At 71.7% G+C, this 20,447-nt stretch carries 18 protein-coding genes and 1 tRNA gene; 12 read left to right on the forward strand and 7 right to left on the reverse strand.

The annotated features are described in order from the left end of the window. Nucleotides 1–22: 22 nt before the first annotated feature. The 4 genes from I0C86_RS31165 to I0C86_RS31180 are packed head-to-tail and all read right to left on the reverse strand — an operon-like array spanning nucleotide 23 to nucleotide 2,831. The gene (locus tag I0C86_RS31165; protein WP_196204894.1) at nucleotides 23–829 is read right to left on the reverse strand and encodes an energy-coupling factor ABC transporter ATP-binding protein; all 807 of its coding nucleotides are present in this window, start codon (nucleotides 827–829) and stop codon (nucleotides 23–25) included. After that, a complete protein-coding gene (gene cbiQ / locus I0C86_RS31170; RefSeq protein WP_196204895.1) occupies nucleotides 826–1,596 on the reverse strand; it encodes a cobalt ECF transporter T component CbiQ in 771 nt (256 codons plus the stop codon). The genes I0C86_RS31165 and cbiQ overlap by 4 nt, the downstream gene beginning before the upstream one ends. 12 nt (nucleotides 1,597–1,608) lie before the next feature. Then, complete coding sequence (locus I0C86_RS31175) at nucleotides 1,609–2,094, reverse strand: PDGLE domain-containing protein (protein WP_196204896.1); 486 nt, start codon at nucleotides 2,092–2,094, stop codon at nucleotides 1,609–1,611. Nucleotides 2,095–2,111: 17 nt separating this feature from the next. Beyond that, on the reverse strand, nucleotides 2,112–2,831 hold the full coding sequence (locus I0C86_RS31180; RefSeq protein ID WP_196204897.1) for an energy-coupling factor ABC transporter permease: 720 nt from the start codon (nucleotides 2,829–2,831) through the stop codon (nucleotides 2,112–2,114). A gap of 142 nt (nucleotides 2,832–2,973) precedes the next feature. On the opposite strand from I0C86_RS31180, the gene bcp reads away from it, so the two are divergent. The 4 genes from bcp to I0C86_RS31200 all read left to right on the forward strand — a co-directional run bounded on the left by bcp (nucleotide 2,974) and on the right by I0C86_RS31200 (nucleotide 5,742). Continuing rightward, complete coding sequence (bcp, locus tag I0C86_RS31185) at nucleotides 2,974–3,450, forward strand: thioredoxin-dependent thiol peroxidase (protein ID WP_196204898.1); 477 nt, start codon at nucleotides 2,974–2,976, stop codon at nucleotides 3,448–3,450. Between the two features lie 30 nt (nucleotides 3,451–3,480). Further along, nucleotides 3,481–3,561 (forward strand) — tRNA-Leu (locus I0C86_RS31190). A gap of 210 nt (nucleotides 3,562–3,771) precedes the next feature. Continuing rightward, nucleotides 3,772–4,290 (forward strand): GNAT family N-acetyltransferase, encoded by a 519-nt coding sequence (locus I0C86_RS31195; RefSeq protein ID WP_196204899.1) that lies wholly within the window; start codon nucleotides 3,772–3,774, stop codon nucleotides 4,288–4,290. A 261-nt stretch (nucleotides 4,291–4,551) separates the two neighbouring features. Next, entirely contained in the window at nucleotides 4,552–5,742 is a 1,191-nt protein-coding gene (locus I0C86_RS31200; RefSeq protein WP_230395089.1) for a cellulose-binding domain-containing protein, read from the forward strand. A 39-nt stretch (nucleotides 5,743–5,781) separates the two neighbouring features. Here the strand turns inward: I0C86_RS31200 and I0C86_RS31205 are convergent, their stop codons facing one another. From I0C86_RS31205 to I0C86_RS31215, 3 genes are all read right to left on the reverse strand, one after another. Next, entirely contained in the window at nucleotides 5,782–6,783 is a 1,002-nt protein-coding gene (locus I0C86_RS31205; protein WP_196204900.1) for an expansin EXLX1 family cellulose-binding protein, read from the reverse strand. Nucleotides 6,784–6,836: 53 nt separating this feature from the next. Next, nucleotides 6,837–7,673 carry an MOSC domain-containing protein gene (locus I0C86_RS31210; RefSeq protein WP_196204901.1) on the reverse strand — a complete coding sequence of 279 codons (837 nt, stop codon included), beginning with the start codon at nucleotides 7,671–7,673 and terminating at the stop codon, nucleotides 6,837–6,839. Between the two features lie 173 nt (nucleotides 7,674–7,846). Continuing rightward, nucleotides 7,847–8,680, reverse strand: a complete 834-nt coding sequence (locus tag I0C86_RS31215; RefSeq protein WP_196204902.1) for a class I SAM-dependent methyltransferase — start codon at nucleotides 8,678–8,680, stop codon at nucleotides 7,847–7,849. 67 nt (nucleotides 8,681–8,747) lie between these two features. Here I0C86_RS31215 and I0C86_RS31220 point away from each other — a divergent pair, with 67 nt between their 5' ends. From I0C86_RS31220 to I0C86_RS31255, 8 genes are all read left to right on the forward strand, one after another. Further along, complete coding sequence (locus tag I0C86_RS31220) at nucleotides 8,748–9,614, forward strand: MurR/RpiR family transcriptional regulator (RefSeq protein ID WP_196204903.1); 867 nt, start codon at nucleotides 8,748–8,750, stop codon at nucleotides 9,612–9,614. 56 nt (nucleotides 9,615–9,670) lie between these two features. Then, the gene (gene hutU, locus I0C86_RS31225) at nucleotides 9,671–11,350 is read left to right on the forward strand and encodes a urocanate hydratase (protein ID WP_196204904.1); all 1,680 of its coding nucleotides are present in this window, start codon (nucleotides 9,671–9,673) and stop codon (nucleotides 11,348–11,350) included. Between the two features lie 11 nt (nucleotides 11,351–11,361). Next, nucleotides 11,362–12,597 carry an allantoate amidohydrolase gene (locus I0C86_RS31230; RefSeq protein WP_196204905.1) on the forward strand — a complete coding sequence of 412 codons (1,236 nt, stop codon included), beginning with the start codon at nucleotides 11,362–11,364 and terminating at the stop codon, nucleotides 12,595–12,597. After that, entirely contained in the window at nucleotides 12,594–13,955 is a 1,362-nt protein-coding gene (locus I0C86_RS31235) for a formimidoylglutamate deiminase (protein WP_407676373.1), read from the forward strand. The genes I0C86_RS31230 and I0C86_RS31235 overlap by 4 nt, the downstream gene beginning before the upstream one ends. Beyond that, on the forward strand, nucleotides 13,952–15,127 hold the full coding sequence (gene hutI / locus I0C86_RS31240) for an imidazolonepropionase (protein WP_196204906.1): 1,176 nt from the start codon (nucleotides 13,952–13,954) through the stop codon (nucleotides 15,125–15,127). Before I0C86_RS31235 ends, hutI begins: the two co-directional genes overlap by 4 nt. After that, complete coding sequence (gene hutH / locus I0C86_RS31245) at nucleotides 15,115–16,668, forward strand: histidine ammonia-lyase (protein ID WP_196204907.1); 1,554 nt, start codon at nucleotides 15,115–15,117, stop codon at nucleotides 16,666–16,668. The genes hutI and hutH overlap by 13 nt, the downstream gene beginning before the upstream one ends. A gap of 255 nt (nucleotides 16,669–16,923) precedes the next feature. Then, entirely contained in the window at nucleotides 16,924–18,870 is a 1,947-nt protein-coding gene (locus tag I0C86_RS31250; protein WP_196204908.1) for a vWA domain-containing protein, read from the forward strand. Nucleotides 18,871–18,917: 47 nt separating this feature from the next. Next, nucleotides 18,918–20,195 carry an extracellular solute-binding protein gene (locus I0C86_RS31255; RefSeq protein ID WP_196204909.1) on the forward strand — a complete coding sequence of 426 codons (1,278 nt, stop codon included), beginning with the start codon at nucleotides 18,918–18,920 and terminating at the stop codon, nucleotides 20,193–20,195. Nucleotides 20,196–20,447: the final 252 nt, after the last annotated feature.

The following is a 20,447-nucleotide window of genomic DNA, read 5'->3' on the forward strand; positions in this document are numbered from 1 at the left end:
GCGTTAAGAAGGGGCCCTTCTTCTACGGAATCCGATAAGAAGGGGCCCTTCCTTGCACCTGGAAGCCGTAGGGGAGTTCTAGGCGGTGCTGGGCCAGGAGAGTCGTGTCGGCCAGGAGGTCGGCGGTGGGGGCGTCGGCGACGATCTGGCCCGCGTCGAGGATCAGCGCCCGGTCACAGAGTTCGAGGGCGTACGGGAGGTCGTGGGTGACCATGAGGAGGGTCACCGGGAGCCCGCGCAGGATTGCGGCCAGCTCGCGGCGGGCGGCCGGATCGAGGTTGGAGGAGGGTTCGTCGAGGACGAGGATCTCCGGGTGCATGGCGAGGACCGTGGCCACCGCCACACGGCGGCGCTGGCCGAACGAGAGGTGTTGCGGCGCCCGGTCCCGGTGCTCGGTCATCCCGACGGCGTCGAGCGCATCGGTCACCCGGGCCGCCAGTTCGGCGCCACGCAGGCCCAGGTTTGCCGGACCGAACGCCACGTCCTCGGCGACGGTCGGCAGGAAGAGCTGGTCGTCGGGATCCTGGAAGACGATCCCGACCCGGCGGCGGATCTCGGCCAGGGTGGCGCGGTCCCGGTTCACGGTCAGCCCGCCGACGGTGACCGTGCCCTCGCCCCCGGCGAGGATCCCGTTCAGGTGCAGCACCAGCGTCGTCTTGCCGGCACCGTTCGGGCCGAGCAGGGCGATCCGTTCGCCGCGCGGCACGGTCAGGTTGACGCCGCGCAGCGCGACGTGCCCGTCGGGGTAGCTGTACTGCACGCCACGTACGTCCAGTGAGAGGGCGTCGGTGGCGGCGGGAGCGGGAGCGGTGTCCACGTACCCGATCATCCCAGCACCAGCGCGGCGGCGGCGATGCCGGTCGCGGCGAGCGGCACCGTCGCCGCCACCAGCCAGTGCCGGGCGGTGGCCGCTCCGGCGTCCCGCCACGCTTCCGGCATCCTGCCCTGGTAGCCCCGGGAGACCATCGCCAGGTAGACCCGTTCGCCCCGCTCGAAGGCCCGGAGGAAGAGCGCGCCCAGTCCGGCGGCGAAGCCGCGCAACTGCCACAGGAACCGGGGATCGTCGCCACGGGAGATCCGGGCGACCCGCATCCGACGCGCCTCGCCGATCAGTACGTCCAGGTAGCGCAGCATGAACGTGGCGATCTGGGTGAGGATCTGCGGACAGTGCAGCCGGTCCAGGCCGAGGAGCAGGTCCCGCATGGTGGTGGTGCCGGCGAGCAGCAGCGAGGCGAGTACCCCGAGGGTGCCCTTGGCGAGGATGTTCCAGCCGCCGTAGAGGCCGTCCACGGAGAGTTCCAGCCCCAGCCAGGTGATCCGCTCACCGGAGCCGAGGAACGGCAACGCGAACGCGAACAGCACGAACGGCAGCTCGATCAGCGACCGGGTGGCGAGCCAGCGGAGGCCGACCCGGGCCACGGCCGCCACCAGTACGACCAGTACGGCGTAGCCGCCGAACGCCCAGAACGCCTCGCGGGGGGTGGCGACCACGGCGATGGTGAACGCCACCATCGCCGCGATCTTGACCTCGGGGGGCAGCCGGTGCACCGGGGATGTCCGGTCCCGGTACAGAACGTGCGCGTGCCCGGCGCCCATGTCGCGTACCCCTTAGTTCCGCGCGTCGGCGGACGCCGCGTCGGCGGACGCCGCACCGGCACCAGCACCAGCACCAGCACCAGCACCAGCACCAGCTGCCTGGGCGGCCTGAGCGGGTCCGGCGCCCTGGCCGGCCGGGGTGCCCTGCTCCGTGGCGCCGCCGGACGGGCGCCGCCGGACGAGCCAGAACAGGCCCCCACCGATGGCGAAGGTGAGCAGCACGCCCAGCACCCCGGACAGGCCGGTGGAGAGGTAGGAGTTGTCGATGCCCCGGACCCCGTAGTCGGCCAGCGGTGAGTCGGCCAGTTCGTGGTCCCTGCTCTGCTGGGCCGGGCAACTGCCGCCGATGATGTTGTCGTCGGCGTCGAAGGTGCAGCCCTGGCGCAGCGACGAGTCCAGGCCGTCCGGGTGGGCCGAGGCGAAGTTGCTGACCACCCCGGCGAGCAGGAGGGCGACCAGCAGGCCGCCGAGGATGAACGCGCCGGTGCGCTTCGTCATCCGGATCCCTCCGGTCGTCATCGGGCACCTCCGCCGACCGGCGCCGGGTTCGCCGCCGGGATCGGTCGCAGGGAGCGGAGGGCGTAGACCAGGTCGGGTCGGACCTTCGCCACCGTGACCACGGTGGTCGCGGTGATCAGGCCCTCACCGATACCGATCAGCAGGTGTACTCCGGCCATCGTGCCGGCCAGGCCGCCGAGGCTGCTGCCGACGTCGGTGGTGCCGCCGAGCCAGTACTGCAGGACGAAGCCCTGCGAGGCGACCAGCACGCTGACCACCGAGGCGACGAAGGCGGTGATCGCCAGGCCGTTCACGGTGCGCGGCAGGATCCGCAGCAGCAGCGCGATCAGCAGGTAGGCGACGGCCGTTCCGAGGATCGCCATGTTGGTGATGTTGAGGCCGAGCATGGCCACCCCGCCGTCGCCGAAGATCAGCGACTGCACGATCAGCACCACGGCCACGCAGAGCGCGCCGACCCACGGCCCGACCAGAACCGCGGCGAGCGCGCCGCCGAGCAGGTGACCGCTGACCGCGCCGGTGAAGATCGGGAAGTTCAGCATCTGGACGGCGAAGATGAACGCGGCGACCAGTCCGGCCATCGGGGCCAGCCGGTCGTCGAGGTCCTGCCGGCCACGCGCCACGCACAGCGCGAGTGCCACCAGGGCGAGCGCCGCGAACGCGGCGGCAACGGGACCGTTGATGATCCCGTTGGAGATGTGCATCGCCAGGGTTTCCACTCCACCACCTCCCCTATGTCGGCGGAGGATCGGCCCCCGCCGGCCGGGTCAGCCTAAGAGCCAGCCGGCGTTATTGCCAAGATTTTGCAAGAGCTGTACACCAACCGCAATCTCGGGTCCACCTGCCGATAGGGTCGTGGCCATGACCTCGCCAACCCGCCTCGAAGCCGGCGACACCGCGCCCGATTTCGCGCTGCCCACCGACGCCGGGAACACGCTCTCACTCAAGGAACTGCGTGGCCGGAAGGTGGTGCTGTACGCGTACCCGGCAGCGATGACCCCGGGCTGCACCACGCAGGCCTGCGACTTCCGGGACTCGCTCGCCTCGCTCCAGGCCGCCGGCTACGAGGTGATCGGCATCTCCCCGGACTCTCCGGAGAAGCTGGCGAAGTTCCGGGACCGGGACGCCATCACCTTCCCGCTGGTCGCCGACACCGACAAGGCGGTGCTCCTCGCGTACGGGGCGTACGGCGAGAAGCAGTCGTACGGCCGGACGATCACCGGGGTGATCCGCTCGACGTTCGTCATCGACGAGGAGGGCCGGATCGAACGGGCGCTCTACAACGTCAAGGCCAAGGGACACGTCGCGAAACTCCGCCGGGACCTCGGCCTGGACTGAGCGCGCCCGCGGTCTAGACTTTGGGCGCGAGCGGGAGTGGTGTAATGGCAGCCACGCAGGATTTAGGTTCCTGTGCCTTCGGGCGTAGGGGTTCGACTCCCCTCTCCCGCACAGTTCTGCACCGGTCGGAGTCGTGCCGGTTCCACTCGGGCCGGATCGGTCCCGGGTCGGCGTCCGGTGGGGACACCCGACCGGTCCGGTGTTCGCCCGGCCGACCGCGGCGCCGTCGGGCACTGTAAGCGCCGTCGGGCACTGTAAGCGCCGTCACCCCCGGCCTGCGGGCCGGCGAGGACGCGCGGCGGACGGGTGAGGATGGCCACCGTGGGCATCCGCTTCGTACTCGACCCGCCGCTGACCGCCGGGTTGCGCGACGAGATCGTCAGCCTGTGGACGGCGGTGACCAACGCCGGTGGCGCGGTCGGGTTCGTCGGTCCGGTCGGCGAGGAGGATGTCCGGCCGCTCGCCTCGGCCAGCCTCCGGGAGGCGTCGGACGGCCCGGACCACCTGCTGGTCGGTTACCGGGATGACGACCTGGTGGCGCTGCTCTTCCTCACCGACAACCGGTTCCACCTCAAAGCGCACTGGTGCGTGTTGAAGCGGGTGATGGTGCACCCGGACCGGCAGGGGCACGGTTACGGCCAGGCTCTGCTGCGCGAGGCCGAGAAACTGGCCCGGCAGGCGGGGTGGGAGGCACTGCACCTCACCGTTCGGGACGGCCGGGGCGTGGAGGAGTTCTACCGGCGGCTCGGCTACCGGGAGGTCGGCCGGTTGCCGGGGGCGCTCCGGGTCGGGCCGGGCGACGACCGCGACGAGATCCACATGTGGTTGCCGCTGGTGTGAGGACCGACCCCGGCACCCGGCACCGACACCGGCCCGGCTCGCCAGGTCTCGGTCACGCCGGCCGCGCGACAGGCTTGCGAGCCTGCCCGAGCCCCGAAATCAATCGATGAACTTCGCTTGACACTTTGCGCAGTGCTGGTGAAGCTAACTGAGACATCGGTGCTCCTGAACATGCGCCGTCGCTCCCACCACTGGAGAACTCGGATGGCACTCCCCCGCTACCGGCCGCGTGTGATGGTCGCTGGTGCTGTCGGTCTCGCCATGGCCGCCACGGTAGGCATGTTGACCACGACCGCAGCCCAGGCCGCCCCCGGCTGCGGTGTCGACTACGCCGTGGCCAGCTCCTGGCCGGGTGGATTCAACGCCACCGTCACCATCACCAACCTCGGTGACCGCCTCACCGGCTGGAATCTGACCTGGTCCTTCACCGCCGGGCAGACCGTCACGCAGCTGTGGAACGGCTCGGTCAACCAGTCCGGAGCCCAGGTCAGCGTGACCAACGCGTCCTACAACGGCAACATCGCCACCGGCGGCACCGCCTCGTTCGGCTTCAACGGCACCTGGAACGGCAGCAACCCGAAGCCCGGCAGCTTCACCCTGAACGGCACGGTCTGTACGGGCACCGTCGACCCGACCTCGCAGCCTTCGTCGCCACCGCCGACCTCCACCCCACCGCCGACCTCCACGCCACCGCCGGTCACCTCCGTCGGCGGCTCCGGCCCCTATCCGGCGGGTTACGAGACGGTGAGCAACCTCGGCAACCACACCATCTACCGGCCGGCGAGCTTCCCGTCACGGCCGTTGCCCGTCTTCGTGTGGGGCAATGGCGCCTGCTCGGCCAACGGGACCTCGGCACTGCCATTCCTGCGCGAGATCGCCTCACACGGATTCCTGGCGATCTCCAGTGGCAGCCCGAACGGCTCCGGCTCGACAACCGCCGCCCTGCTGACCCAGTCGATCAACTGGGCCGTCGCGGAGAACAGCCGACAGGGCAGCTGGTACTACGGCCGGATCGACACCACGAAGATCGCCGTGGCGGGCTTCTCCTGCGGCGGGCTGGAGGCGTACGAGGTCTCCAACGACTCGCGCGTCAGCACGACCATGATCTTCAGTAGTGGACTGTTGGACGACGCCAACGACTACCAGCTGCGACGGCTGACGAAGCCGATCGCGTACATCATCGGTGGCTCCGGCGACATCGCCTACCCGAACGCCATCGACGACTGGGGCAAACTGCCGAGCGGACTGCCGGCCTTCATGGGCAACCTGCCCGTCGGACACGGTGGAACGTACAGCCAGACCAACGGTGGCGAGTTCGGCCGGGTCGCGGTGCTGTACCTCAAGTGGCGCCTCCTCGGCGACCGCACCGCCGGCCAGACCTTCGTCGGCAGCAGCTGTGGTCTGTGCAGCGGCACCCAGTGGACCGTCCAACAGAAGAACCTGACCCTCTGACCGAACACGCCCCGCACCGGCCCGGTACCCGACGGTTGCTCAGCCGCAGCCGACCGGTACCGGGCCACCGGCGGCGCCGGCGACCGGCAGCTCGGAAGGGTCGGCGCCGGCCGGGGCAGCCGGTGCGGTCGTCGGCGGTGCCGTCGTCGGAGATCCGGTCGTCGCCGGGGTGGCGCTGGCCGGCGGGGTCGACGCGGCGGCACCGGTGGCGCCGTACATCCGGACCGTGCTGCGCTGCACCTGCCGGGGCGCCAGCCGGATCCCGTTGGCCACCGCCTCGTGGCCGTAGCTGTCGACGACCCGGATCGAGTACGGTCCGGTGCCGATCCCACCGTCGATCACCCAGTAGTTGTCGGAGCCCCGCTTCGCCGCGCGCCAGCTCGTACCGGCGCGCTTCGCGGACACCGACCTGACCGGGTTGCCGTGGTTACCCACCTGCACCGCGAACCAGTACTGCGAGACGCCGCTCTTGAGCCGGAAGGTGAGCGGGCCGGACAGCGGCGGGTTGACGGCCGCCCGGTAACGCACCGGGACGATGCCCTGGGACAGGTCGGCGATCTTCGCGAACGCCTGCCTGGAAAGGTCGATCTTGCCGCCGGTACAGCCTCCGCAGCGATCCAGCACCATCACCCGGACGGTGCCCTTCGGGCCGGTGACGTCGAGGAAGCTGCCACACGCGGCCGAGCCGGCGTACTGGCTGGATCCGAGCGCGACGTAGAGCCGGTTGGCCGGCGGGCCGGGCAGCGAGCAGTTGCCGCCCGAGTTGCCGCCGTCGTAGTGCGACGCCTTCCCCTTGTAAACGGTCGAACCGCTCGGCGCGGCGGCGCAGGCGGCCGAGTCGGTGAACTGCCAGACGAGCACCAGCCCGAGTACGCCGGCGAGCACCGCCACGAACCCACCGGCCAGCCAGCGAAACGACCGCCTCCGCCGGACAGGTCGATCGCCCGCGCCCGGACCACCCGCGCCCGAATCACCGGCGGTTGGCGCGGCAGCCCCGGCAGGGCCGCCGTTCGGGTCGTCGGGAAGCTCGGGCTCAGTCATCCGGGGCATGTTGCCCTAGCCGCCGCGCCTTCCGCAAGATCTCCACCAGGGCGTCAGGCCAGCACCTCCACCGGGTCGCCGACGGTGAGCGTGTCGACAGAGCCGGCCGGCCCGGCCACCGGCACCAGGTTCTGACCGAAGACCAACTGCTGGTTGATCCGTCGGTACCTCGCCAGGGTGCGCAGCGGCTCCCGGCCGCGTACCCCGGTCTCCTGGTCCGTGGTGGTCACCAGGCACCGGCCGCAGGGCTTGGCCACCCGGAACGTCACCGGGCCGATCCGGAGCCGGCGGCCGGTCCAGTCGTCCTCGGCCCACGGGCCGGCACCGCCGACCACCACGTTGGGGCGGAACCGGGTCATCGGCAGCGGCGCTTCGACGTCGCCCGACTCCAGCAGGGAATTGTTCAGCGCGTCCAGCGAGGCGCGGTTGGCCAGCAGCAGCGGGTAGCCGTCGGCGAAACTGACCCGGTCGGCGGGGTCAGCCAGGTCGGTGTCCGGAATCGGGCGAGCGGTCGGGTCGCCGAGCCAGACCAGCCGGACCTTCCGGTCGAGCTGCCGGGAGAGCCAGTCGTCGGCCGTCTGCTCCGCCCGCCGGGCCGGGGCGGCGGGCATGTGCGAGAAGACGCGTACCGCGATCGGCTCGCCGTCGGCCGGCTCGGTGATCTCCAGGGTGGGCCGGCCGGTGGCGCTCAGCCGCAGACCGCCGGGCCGGAGTTCCGGCCGGATGGTCACCAGGCCGGTCGCCTGGCGCTGGGTGACTCCGGTCCCGTCCTCGTCCACGATCATCCAGCGCCGGTCGCCGGCAAGGCCCCACGGCTCGACCCGGGCGTCCTCGACGTCGAGCCGGTAGCAACCCTTGACCGGGTACACGTGCAGGGACACCAACCGCATGGTGTTCAGCCTGGCACAGCGGTTCCGGGAACCGGATCGGTGTTTCGGCCGGCCGGCGGGTGGACCGGCGGCCTACGAGTGGACCGGCGGACGCCTACGAGTGGACCGGCGGACCGCGGATGGACCGGCGGACGGCGGATGGACCGGCGGGCGCGACGCCCCGGGCCGGGCCGCTACCAGGCGATACCGATCCCGTCGCCGGGGTACCAGTGCTGGTCCGGCGTCTCCCGGTAGGCGAGGAAGCGGCGGCCGGTCTTCTCGGCGTGTTCGGCGAGCACGTTCGTCACCGTGACGTTGTCGGTGAGCAGCCGGGCGCCCGGGGCGAGCTTCGGCTCCACCGTCGAGAACTCCCGTCGCTCGTGCTTGGTGTGGTGGTCGCTGTCGTGCAGGAAGAGGTCGACCGGCCGGTCCAGTTGCTTGATCGAGGCGAGGGAGTCCCCGATCACCAGATCCACCACGCTCGCCCAGGGCTCGGACTTCGCCAGGTAGCCGGCCTCCGGATTGATGTCCAGCGAGGTGACCCGGCCGGGGTCGCCGTCGGCCGCGTTCCGCAGCAGGGCCGAGGCCAGTACGCAGGTGCCGAGGCCCTTGTCGACCCCGGTCTCGACGATGTGCGCGGGGCGGACGGCGCGGACTATCGCGTACCAGCCGATCCGGCGGGCGTACCGGACGCGCCGGTCGGCCAGGCCACGCCGTTCGGCGGTGGCGGTGGCCTGTTCGATGTGCTGGCGGAGCGTGTCGTCGTGCTCGATCTCGGCCAGGTACGTCCGCACCTGGCCGACCGGGACGTCGCAGGTCACGCTGACGAACCAGGCCAGGTGCTCGCGGCTGAGCTTCGTCAGGTCGTAGGTGTAGTTGTGGTGCTCACGGGAGGTGAGCAGCCACCGGGCCGAGACGCCGAGCACCCGGGCGTCGTGCCGGGCCACCCGCATGAACCGTTTGGGAAACGCCGCGACGGGGGCGAGGCGGGTGCGGGCGATCGCACGCCGGAAGTTCGTACCATCCACCTCGAAGGTTGTACCACTTCCGGGTGTCCCATTGCCGTCTGAATTATTTCATGCATACAGTCTTCTCGTGAATGACAGCGCTGTCATCGCGGCCCCACCGATGGACCGCGTGCTCGACCTGTTCCAGGGCATCCGGCTGACTCCGACCCAGCGACGGATCGCGCACAGCCTGGTCCAGCATGCCGCGTCCGCCGCCTACCTCTCCGCGGCCGAGGTCGCCGAGCTGGCCAAGGTCAGCCAGCCCTCGGTGACCCGGTTCGCGATGGCGCTGGGCTACGACGGCTATCCGGCGCTACGTCGCCGGTTACGGGAGATCGCCGCCGCCGGGTACGGCCGACCGGACCTCGGCGCCCCGACCGGGAACGAGATGCAGCGGGCACTGCGCGCCGAGGCCGACAACCTGGACCGGCTCGCCGAGCAGCTCGCCGACCGGGACGGGGTGACCGCAGCCGGGACCCTGCTGGCCGGAAGCCGCCCGCTGGTCGTACTCGGGTTGCGCGCCGCCGCGCCGCTGGCCGGATACTTCGCGTACTTCGCGGCGAAGGTGCTGCCGGACGTACGGGTGCTGGACTCGGGCGGGAGCCTGCTGACGGACCGGCTGGAACAGACCCGGGCGGCCGGGGCGAGCGCCCTGCTGGCGATCGTGCTGCCCCGGTACCCCCGGGAGTCGCTTGACGCGCTCCGCGAGGCGCGGGCCGCCGGGATGTCGGTGGTGGTGATCACCGACTCGGCGGTCAGCCCCGCCGCCGAGTACGCCGAGATCGTCCTGCCGGCCGCGGTCGGCTCCCAGCTCGTCTTCGACCTGCACACCGCGCCGATGGCGCTGTCGATGGTGCTGTTGCAGGCGATCTGCGACGCCGTGCCCGCCGACAGCCAACGCCGGCTGGAGGAGTTCGAGCAGTCCGCCGCCCGCCGCCAGTTGTTCATCGGATAGCCACCATCACCACCAACGCCACCAACACCGCCATCACCACCGCAGAAGGAGTTGCCATGCCCGAGCCGATCCGCGCCGCCCGCGGCACCACCCGGACCGCCGTCGGCTGGCCGCAGGAGGCGGCGCTGCGGATGCTCATGAACAACCTCGACCCCGAGGTCGCCGAGCGCCCGGACGACCTGGTCGTGTACGGCGGAACCGGGCGGGCGGCCCGGGACTGGCCCTCGTACCACGCACTGGTCCGGACCCTGACGACACTGCGCGACGACGAGACCATGCTGGTGCAGTCGGGCCGCCCGGTCGGGGTGCTGCGTACCCACGAGTGGGCGCCCCGGGTGCTGCTGGCCAACTCGAACCTGGTCGGCGACTGGGCGACCTGGCCGGAGTTCCGCCGCTTGGAGCAGCTCGGCCTGACCATGTACGGCCAGATGACCGCCGGATCGTGGATCTACATCGGCACCCAGGGCATCCTCCAGGGCACCTACGAGACCTTCGCCGCGGTCGCCGCCAAGCTCGCCGCCGGCCGCGCCGACGGGCAGCAGCACAGCGGCGGCCCGCTCACCGGCACCCTGACCCTGACCGCCGGCTGCGGCGGAATGGGCGGGGCGCAGCCGCTCGCGGTCACCATGAACGGCGGCGCCTGCCTGATCGTCGACGTCGACCCGCAGCGGCTGGCCCGCCGGGTGCAGACCCGCTACCTCGACACCGTGGCCGGCTCCCTCGACGAGGCGGTCGAGCAGGCGCTCGCGGCGAAGCGGGCCGGCCAGGCGCTCTCGGTCGGGGTGGTCGGCAACGCCGCCACGGTCTTCGCCGAACTGCTCCGCCGTGGCGTCGAGATCGACATCGTGACCGACCAGACCAGCGCGCACGACCCGCTGTCGTACGTCCCGGAGAACGTCGAACTCGCCGACGCGGCCGAACTCGCCAGGACCAAGCCGGTCGAGTACACCGAACGGTCCCGGGCCGCCATGGTCAAGCACGTCGCCGCGATGGTCGGGTTTCTGGACAACGGCGCCGAGGTGTTCGACTACGGCAACTCGATCCGGGGCGAGGCCCAGCTCGGCGGGTACGAACGGGCGTTCGCCTTCCCCGGGTTCGTACCGGCGTACATCCGGCCGCTGTTCAGCGAGGGCAAGGGCCCGTTCCGCTGGGCCGCGCTCTCCGGCGACCCGGCCGACATCGCCGCCACCGACCGGGCGGTACTCGACCTCTTCCCGGAGAACGAGCAGTTGGCCCGCTGGATCAGGCTGGCCGGGGAACGGGTCGCCTTCCAGGGCCTGCCGGCCCGGATCTGCTGGCTCGGCCACGGTGAGCGGGACAAGGCCGGGGTCCGGTTCAACGACATGGTCGCCTCCGGCGAACTGCGCGCCCCGGTCGTCATCGGCCGAGACCACCTCGACGCCGGCTCCGTCGCCTCCCCGTACCGGGAAACCGAGGCGATGGCCGACGGATCCGACGCGATCGCCGACTGGCCCCTGCTCAACGCCATGGTCAACACCGCCAGCGGCGCGTCCTGGGTCAGCATCCACCACGGCGGCGGCGTCGGCATCGGCCGCTCCATCCACGCCGGCCAGGTCTGCGTGGCCGACGGCACCCCGCTCGCCGGTCAGAAGATCGAACGGGTCCTGAGCAACGATCCCGCGATGGGCGTACTCCGCCACGTCGACGCCGGCTACCCCGAAGCCGCCCAGGCGGCCGCCGACGGCGGCCTCCGCATCCCCATGACAGAGATGTAAGGAAGGGCCCCTTGTTATCGGATTCTGTTGTAGAAGGGTCCCTTCCTAACAGCCAGTTCGCGCGGAGCTGGGCGGAGATCGCGCCGATCGGGCGGGATGCGGGGACGGGCGGGTACCTGCGGTACGGGTTCACCGAGCCGGTACGGCGGCTGGAGGAGTGGTTCCGGGACACCGCCGCCGGCGACGGAGCGCACACCGTCGACCAGGACGGCAACGGCAACCTGTTCGCCTGGTACGGGCCGGCGCCCGAGAACGGGGACGCCGTCCTGCTCGGCAGCCACTTCGACTCGGTCCCGTACGGCGGTGGCTACGACGGCCCGCTCGGCATCGTCAGTGCGCTGCTCGCCGTACGGGCTCTGCGGGAGGCCGGGCGGGAGTTCCGGCGGCCGGTCGGGGTCGTCGCGTTCGCCGAGGAGGAGGGCTCCCGGTTCGGCGTACCCTGCCTCGGCTCGCGGCTGCTCACCGGCGCGCTCGACCCGGACCGGGCGGCGGCGCTGACCGACCGGGACGGGATCAGCCTCGCCGAGGCGATGGGCGGTCGACCGGCCGGGAGCCGCCCGGAAATCCTGGACCGGATCGGCGCGTTCGTCGAGCTGCACATCGAGCAGGGTCGGGCGCTTGTCGACCTCGGCGCACCGGTCGGGGTGGCCAGCGGGATCTGGCCGCACGGGCGCTGGCGGCTGGACTTCGCCGGCGAGGCGAACCACGCCGGCACCACCCGGATGGCGGACCGCCGCGATCCGATGCTGACCTTCGCGTTCACGGTGCTGGCGGCGAACAAGGAGGCCCGGCTGCGCGGTGCGCACGCCACCGTCGGCCGGGTCGAGGTCGAGCCGAACGCCACCAACGCGATCCCGGCGCTCGTCCGGGGCTGGCTCGACGCCCGGGCCGCCGACGCCGGAACCCTGGACGCCCTGGTCGAGGCGGTACGCGTCAAGGCGGCCGACCGGGCCACCCGGGACGGTACGACCCTGGCCCTGACCCGGGAGTCGCTCAGCCCGGCGGTGGAGTTCGACGGTGGCCTGAACTCGGCCCTCGGGCGGGTGCTCGGCGAGGGCGTACCGGTGCTGCCGACCGCCGCCGGACACGATGCCGGGATCCTGGCCGGGCACGTGCCGACCGCGATGCTGTTCGTCCGGAACCCGACCGGGGTCTCGCACTCCCCCGCCGAGTCGGCCGGCGACGACGACTGCGCCGAGGGCGTACGCCGGCTGGCGGACCTGCTCGACGAACTGGCCGGACGGTGACCCGAGCTGGCCGCAGGCTGAGTGGTACCACCCGCTACCACGCCGAGTACGCCTGGCTGCCGGGCCGCCCGGTGCCGGACGCCGACGTGCTGATCGAGCTGGCCGACGGGCGGTTCACCGGGATCACCACCGGGGTGCCGGTGGTGCCGGCGGACGCGTACCGGTTGTCCGGGCTGACCCTGCCGGGGCTGGCCAACACGCACTCGCACGCCTTCCACCGGGCGTTGCGCGGGCGTACCGGGGATGCCGGCGGCAGCTTCTGGACCTGGCGGGACCGGATGTACGCCGTCGCCGGGCGACTCGACCCGGACAGCTACCTGGCGCTGGCCCGGGCCACGTACGCCGAGATGGCGCTCGCCGGGATCACCTGCGTGGGCGAGTTCCACTACCTGCACCACGGTCCGGACGGGCGCCGCTACCACGACCCGAACGCGATGAGTGCGGCGCTGGTCGAGGCCGCCGCCGAGGCCGGGATCCGGATCACTCTGCTGGACACCTGCTACCTGACCGCCTCCGTGGACGGGCAGCCGCTGACCGGCCCGCAACTGCGGTTCGGCGACGGCGACGCGGGGCGCTGGGCCGACCGGGCCGGCAGCTTCGCGCCGACCCTCGACAACGTCCGGGTCGGTGCGGCGATCCACTCGGTCCGGGCAGTGCCCGCCGACCAGATCCCGGTGGTCGTCGACTGGGCGGACGAGCGCGGCGAACCCCTGCACGTGCACCTGTCGGAGCAGCCGGCCGAGAACGAGGCGTGTCTGGCGTACCACGGGCGGACCCCGACCGGGCTGCTGGCCGACGCGGGTGCGCTCGGCCCTGAGACGACGGCGGTGCACGCGACCCACCTCACCGAGGCCGATCGCACACTGCTCGGAGGCAGCGGCACCGGGGCGTGCCTCTGCCCCACCACCGAGCGGGACCTGGCCGACGGGATCGGACCGGCCCGCCCGCTGGTCGACGCCGGCTGCCCGGTCAGCCTCGGCAGCGACAGCCACGCCGTGATCGACCTCTTCGAGGAGGCCCGGGGCGTCGAGGCGCACGAGCGGCTGCGTACGCTGCGCCGAGGCCACTTCACCCCGGCCGAGCTGCTGCACGCCGCCACCGGGGCCGGGCACGCGGCGCTGGGCTGGACCGACGCCGGCACGATCGCCGTCGGCGCCCGCGCCGACCTGGTGACGGTACGGCTGGACAGCGCCCGTACCGCCGGGGTGCCGGCGGCCGGTGCGCTGGGCGCGGCGACCGCCGCCGACGTCACCGACGTACTGGTCGACGGGCGGGTGGTGGTGCGGGACGGCCGGCACGTCACCCTCGACGTACCGTCCGCACTGACGGACGCGATCGGGGCGGTGGTCGAACCATGAACCTGTTGATCGACAACATCGGCGAACTGGTCACCAACGTCGAAGGGACCGGCGAGGGCGGGCCGCTAGGCATCCGCCGCAAGGCCGCGCTGCTGGTCGAGGACGGCGAGGTCGCCTGGATCGGCCCGGCCCGCTACGCGCCGGCCGCCGCCCGCCGGATCGACGCCGACGGCCGGGCGGTGCTGCCCGGGTTCGTGGACAGCCACGCGCACCTGGTCTTCGCCGGTGACCGGGCCGCCGAGTTCGCCGCCCGGATGGCCGGCCAGCCGTACACCGGCGGCGGGATCCGGACCACCGTCGCCGCGACCCGGGCGGCCAGCGACGACCGGTTGCGCGAGACCGTCGGGCGGCTGCGCGTCGAGGCGCTGCGGCAGGGCACCACCACGATCGAGATCAAGAGCGGGTACGGCCTCAACGTCGCCGACGAGGCCCGCTCGCTGCGGATCGCCACCGAGTACACCGCCGAGACGACGTTCCTCGGCGCGCACGTCGTGCCGACCGAGTACGCCGACCGCCCGGACGACTACGTCGGACTGGTCTGCGGTCCGATGCTCCGGGCCGCCCTGCCGTACGCGAAGTGGATCGACGTCTTCTGTGAGCGGGGCGCCTTCGACGCCGACCACGCGCGGGCGATCCTGACCGTCGGGCAGGCCGCCGGACTCGGCGTACGGGTGCACGCGAACCAGCTCGGCCCGGGGCCGGGGGTGCGGCTCGCGGTGGAGCTGGGCGCGGCCAGCGCGGACCACTGCACCCACCTGTCCGACGCCGACGTCGAGGCGCTGGCCGGATCGGAGACGGTGGCGACGCTGCTGCCCGGCGCGGAGTTCTCCACCCGGTCGCCGTACCCGGACGCCCGGCGGCTGCTCGACGCGGGGGTGACCGTGGCGCTGGCGACGGACTGCAACCCCGGTTCGTCGTACACCTCGTCGCTGCCGTTCTGTGTCGCGCTCGCGGTCCGGGAGATGGGCATGACCCCGGCGGAGGCGGTCTGGGCGGCCACCGCCGGTGGCGCGCGGGCGCTGCGCCGCGCGGACGCCGGGGTGCTGCGTCCCGGGGTACCGGCCGACCTCAGCATCCTCGACGCGCCCTCATATCTGCACCTGGCCTACCGGCCAGGGGTTCCACTGATCATCCAGGTCCTGCACAACGGAGTACCGCAATGGCAACCGTGACCCGACCCGTCGTCACCGTCCAACCCACCGGGGTCTCCCCGGCCGATGTCGCGGCGGTGGCCCGGGGCACCGCGACCGTCGTCCTCGACCCTTCCACTCTGGACGCGATGGCGGCCAGCCGGGCGATCGTCGACCGGATCGAGCAGACCGGACGCCCGGTGTACGGCGTCTCGACCGGCTTCGGCGCGCTGGCCAACACGTTCGTCGCGCCGGAGCGGCGGGCCGAGTTGCAGCACGCGCTGATCCGCTCGCACGCCGCCGGGGTGGGTGCCCCGATGCCCCGCGAGGTGGTCCGGGCGATGATGCTGCTGCGGATCCGCTCGCTCGCCCTCGGCCACTCCGGGGTACGCCCCGAGCTGGCCCAGGCCCTCGTCGACCTGCTCAACGCCGACATCACCCCGTGGGTGCCCGAGCACGGTTCGCTCGGCGCCTCCGGCGACCTGGCCCCGCTGGCGCACTGCGCGCTGGTGCTGCTCGGCGAGGGCTGGGTGCTCGCCCCGGACGGCACCCGGCAGGACGCGGCGGTGGCGCTGCGTACGGCCGGGCTGCGGCCGGTGACGCTGGCCGCGAAGGAGGGGCTGGCGCTGGTCAACGGCACCGACGGGATGCTCGGGATGCTGCTGCTGGCGATCGCCGACGCCGGGCACCTGTTCACGATGGCGGACGTGACGGCGGCGCTGGCGATCGAGGCGATGCTCGGCTCGGAGCGGCCGTTCCTGCCGGAGCTGCACGCGATCCGCCCGCACCCGGGACAGGCGATGTCGGCGGCCAACATCCACCGGCTGCTCCAGGGCTCGTCCATCATGGACTCCCATCGGGACGACCTGGCGCACGCGGTCCAGGACGCGTACTCGATGCGCTGCGCGCCGCAAGTGGCCGGGGCGGCCCGGGACACGCTGTCGTTCGTGGACCAGGTCGCGGGCCGGGAACTGCTCTCGGTGGTGGACAACCCGGTGGTGCTGCCGGACGGCCGGGTCGAGTCGACCGGCAACTTCCACGGCGCCCCGCTCGGCTTCGCCGCCGACTTCCTCGCCATCGCCGCCGCCGAGGTCGGCGCGATCGCCGAACGCCGGGTGGACCGGCTGCTCGACGTCGCCCGGTCCCGGGAACTGCCGGCGTTCCTCTCCCCCGACGCCGGAGTCAACTCCGGGCTGATGATCGCCCAGTACACCGCCGCCGGCATCGTCGCGGAGAACCGGCGACTGGCCGCCCCCGCCTCGGTCGACTCGCTGCCGACCAGCGGCATGCAGGAGGACCACGTCTCGATGGGCTGGGCGGCGGCCGTGAAGCTGCGTACCGTGCTGGACAACCTGACGAGCCTGCTCGCGGTGGAACTGATCGCCGGCGTACGCGGGTTGCAGTTGCGGGCTCCGCTCGTACCGTCCCCGGCCGGTCGGACGGCGGTCGCGGCGGTTCAGGGGTTCCTCGGCGAGCCCGGCCCGGACATCTTCCTCGCCCCGGCGATGGAGGCGGCCCGTACGGTGATCGCCGGCCCCGAACTGCGCGCCGCGATCGAGGCCGAGGTCGGCCCGCTCGGTTAGCGGTGCCTGCTTCGGGTATTGGCGGATGAAGATCCTTCGGGGATCGTGGGTGGCGCTGCGTCCGTCGATGCCGAAGCACGTACATCCATGAGCGGACGGTCAGGCGCGCCTTGGCCCGGACGTCAATTATCAGACATCGGTCCCCGGGTCCCGACGATCGGATCGATCTCCTTTGCTGCCGCGTCCTAGAATGGACGATGCGATATAGGACGCGGCGGCCGGCCGCGCCGCGCATCCTGCGGAGGCGAAATCCGAGTGGCTGATGACGAAAGCCGGTCCGGAAAATATCGCCGCCTGCGTGTCATCGTGTTCGCCCTGGTCGCACTGCCGATCGCGGGCCTTGGAGAGCTCCTGAAGAAGCAGGCCAGCAACAGTTGGCTGGTGCTGGCCGGGGCGATGGTGGTTGCCGCCGTTTCGCTTTGGTTCACTGATATTCGCCGGTTCGTGGACTGGTTGCTCGAATGGGTCGAGGAGCGGTACCGGGCGGTGTCGCGTCGGGCCAGATGGATCGCCGCTGGCGTACTCGTCCTGCTGGTCGCCGCCACGGCGGTCGTCGTTGTCCGTCCGTTCGGCGACGACGACGGTTGTCCCCCCACCACCGAACTGCGCATCCTCACCTCGCCGGAAGGCTTCCAGGCGACCCGCGAACTGGCCGGGGAATATGCCAGGACCACCGCCCGCGCCAATGACGGCTGCCCGACGGTGTTTCCGTTCGTGTATGCCGCGGACACGTCGGCGGTCAGTAGCGCCCTCGCCCGCCAGTGGGCCGACGGGAAGACCGAGCATCCGTACGTCGACCTGGGGCCGCGTCCCGACGCCTGGCTACCCGACTCCACAGTGGACGTGCGCCAGGTCCGTGACATCCTCGCCCGTACGCTACCCGACGACCTGACGGCGAACGGGCGGTTGCCGGCGCCGCTGAAGCTGATCACGCCGATCGCGTCGTCGTCGATCGTCCTCGCCGGCTCGGCCGTGCCCGCCACGCCGCCCGATGACGCGGCGACCCTGTCCGGACTGGTGTCGAGGCTGCTGGCCAAACCGAAGCCATCGCTGTCGGTCGCCGATCCGGAGTCGTCGACCGCCGGCCTGCTCGCCGCCACCGGCTACCTGCACGACGCCCAGAACAGGCTGGTGGATCCGGCCGTGGCCCGGCAACGGCAACAGATCGTGCTCGCCTCCACGGCCTCGGCCGACGACGAGGCCAGCCTGCTCTGCGCGTACCTGCGGACCGGGCGGGCGCCCGCAGCCGTGCTCACCAGTTCACGGACGTGGCAGCGACTCCTGAAGGGCAGGACCCTGGGCGGCACCGGCTGCCGGGCTCCGGTCAACGCGCCGTGGGCTCCGACCTCGCTGACGTCGGAAGGCGTCGAGGGGCCGGTTCTCGATCACCCCTTCGTGCAGTTCACCTGGACCAGTTCCCGGCACAATCGAGCGGTCGACGGCTTCCGCGACTGGCTGCGCGGTGCTGGCGGGCGGTACCTCGCCGAGGTGGGACTGGCCAAGCCGCGCAACGACTGCGGCGCCCTGGACAAGAACCCGTGCGTACCCGAAGACCTGGCCGCGACCCTGGAGTTGTACCAGCAGGCCAAACTCTCCGGCCGGGTCCTGCTCGCCGTGGACGCCTCCGGATCGATGACCGAGGGCGTGGGATCCGGGAAGGGGACCCGGTTCACGGTCGCGACGCAGGGTGTGGTCGAGGCGCTCGGGCAACTCGGTCCGCACGACGAGTTCGGTCTGTGGTCGTTCCCGAACGCCAGAGGCCGGAGTTCGCCCCAACTGGCCGGCATCGCGGCGGGCTCACCCCAGCACCGGAAAGCGGTCGTCGGCGCGCTGCGAAGCGTCGATCCGGCGGGCGTCACCCCGCTCTACGCCACGATCCTCGCGGGCCTGCGGGAGGTCTCCGGTGGAGGTGACGCCAAGCGGATCCGGGCGTTGGTGGTGTTGACCGACGGCGAGGACACCACCAGCAGCCTCAGCCTCCAGCAGGTGGCCCGGGAGGTGCGGAAGCTCTCCGCCGCCTCGGACGTCCGGCTGCACGTGATCGCCACCGGCGACGCACGGTGCGAGGAGATTCCGGGCCGGGAGGGCACGGGCCTGCACCTGCTGACGGACGCTGGCAAGGGCGAATGCCTGTCGGCCAGCCCGGGGAAGGTGCCAAGGACCATGGCTCAGCTCTTCACGACCCTATGGAGCGGAAGATGACAGGAACGTCGACCGGACGGAACGGGCCGGGCAGCAGGAGGACGTGGGTGAAACGCCTGCTCTCCGGCCCGGTCGCCTGGTTCACACTGGGCGTGCTCGCGATGGTCGTGACCGCGAGTGTCCGGAGCCTGATCGACCAGCCGCCGCCCCAGCCGCAGGGCGGGGAGCTGGTGATCCTGACCGGGGAGGACGAGAGCACGGGCAAGCAGCGCCAGGTGCTGGTCAACAAGTGGAATCTCGAGAACCCGGACACACCGGCCCGGCTGGAGGTCCTGTCCCGCAGCTCCGACGAACAACACAGCGAGATGGTGGCGAGAGCCCAGTCGGACTCGCCGAATGTCGACGTCTACAACCTGGACGTCACCTGGACCGCCGAGTTCGCCACGGCCGGCTACATCCGCGCGCTGGACGAATCGGTGGACGTCAGTGGCTTCCTCGACGCACCGCGAAAGACCTGCGAGTACGACGGGAAGCTCTGGGCGCTGCCGTTTAACACGGACGTCGGGCTCCTCTTCTACCGCAAGGGCGTGTCGCAGAACGCCCTGCCGGCAACGCTGCCGCCGGACCCGAACGACGTGCGGGCCCTGGTCGCCGCCAATCCGAACCTCAAGGCCGGATTCGTTACTCCGCTCGATCATTACGAGGGGTTGACCGTCAGCGCACTGGAAGCCATCTGGGCGGAAGACGGAGACGTGTACGACGCGGAAAAAGACCTTGTCGTGGTCGACAGCGACGGCGTGCGTAACGGGTTGAAGAAGCTGGCCGACGCGATGAAGTCGGTCGACAGTCTGCCGCCTGCGGTGGATCCGCAGTCGAGAGGTTTCCGCGAGGACACCAGCCGGGCGGCGTTCCAGCGCGGTGAGGTGGCGTTGATGCGCAACTGGCCGGTGGCGTACGGCCAACTCCGCACCGGGGACCGGCCGATGACAGACTTCGACGTCGCGCCGCTGCCCGGCGAGGGCGGAAGCGTACTCGGCGGGCAGAATCTCGCCGTGGCCACGGGCACCAAGAATCCGCAGGCGGCGCAGAAACTGGTCGAGTTCCTCACCAGCGAGGAGAGCGAGCGCACCCTGTTCCGCGACGGCGGGCTCGCGGCCACCCGGACCGTCGTCTACGACGACCCACAGGTACGACAATTGCGTCCGTACGCCCCGGTCCTGAAAGACGCCCTCGTCAAAGGCAAGTCGCGGCCCGTCACCCCGCACTACGCGTTGTTCAGCAGCATCTTCCAGGACATCGTGACGAACGCGCTGGAGAACGGGGGCAATCTTCCGCCGGATGCGGTGACGCGGCTGACCAAGGCACTACGCGGCCAGGTCGTCTGATCCGGCTCGTGGTGGGGTGGGCGCTACGAACCGGGCGCGCTGTCCTCGGCGTCGACGAGCGGCCGTTCTGCCTACGGACCACCGTCCACAGTTCCCACGCGAAGATCCACACAAGCGCGATGACGATCGGTACGGCCACCCAGGAGCGCCAGCTACCCTCGCTCAGGATGTCGGGCGCGCGGATGCCGGTGTAGAGCAACGCGAGCCCCAGCAGGGCTGGCCTCTTCCACCGAGCGCCAGATCTCACCGTCG

The organism is Plantactinospora alkalitolerans, assembly GCF_015690345.1.
Lineage (GTDB): Bacteria > Actinomycetota > Actinomycetes > Mycobacteriales > Micromonosporaceae > Plantactinospora > Plantactinospora alkalitolerans.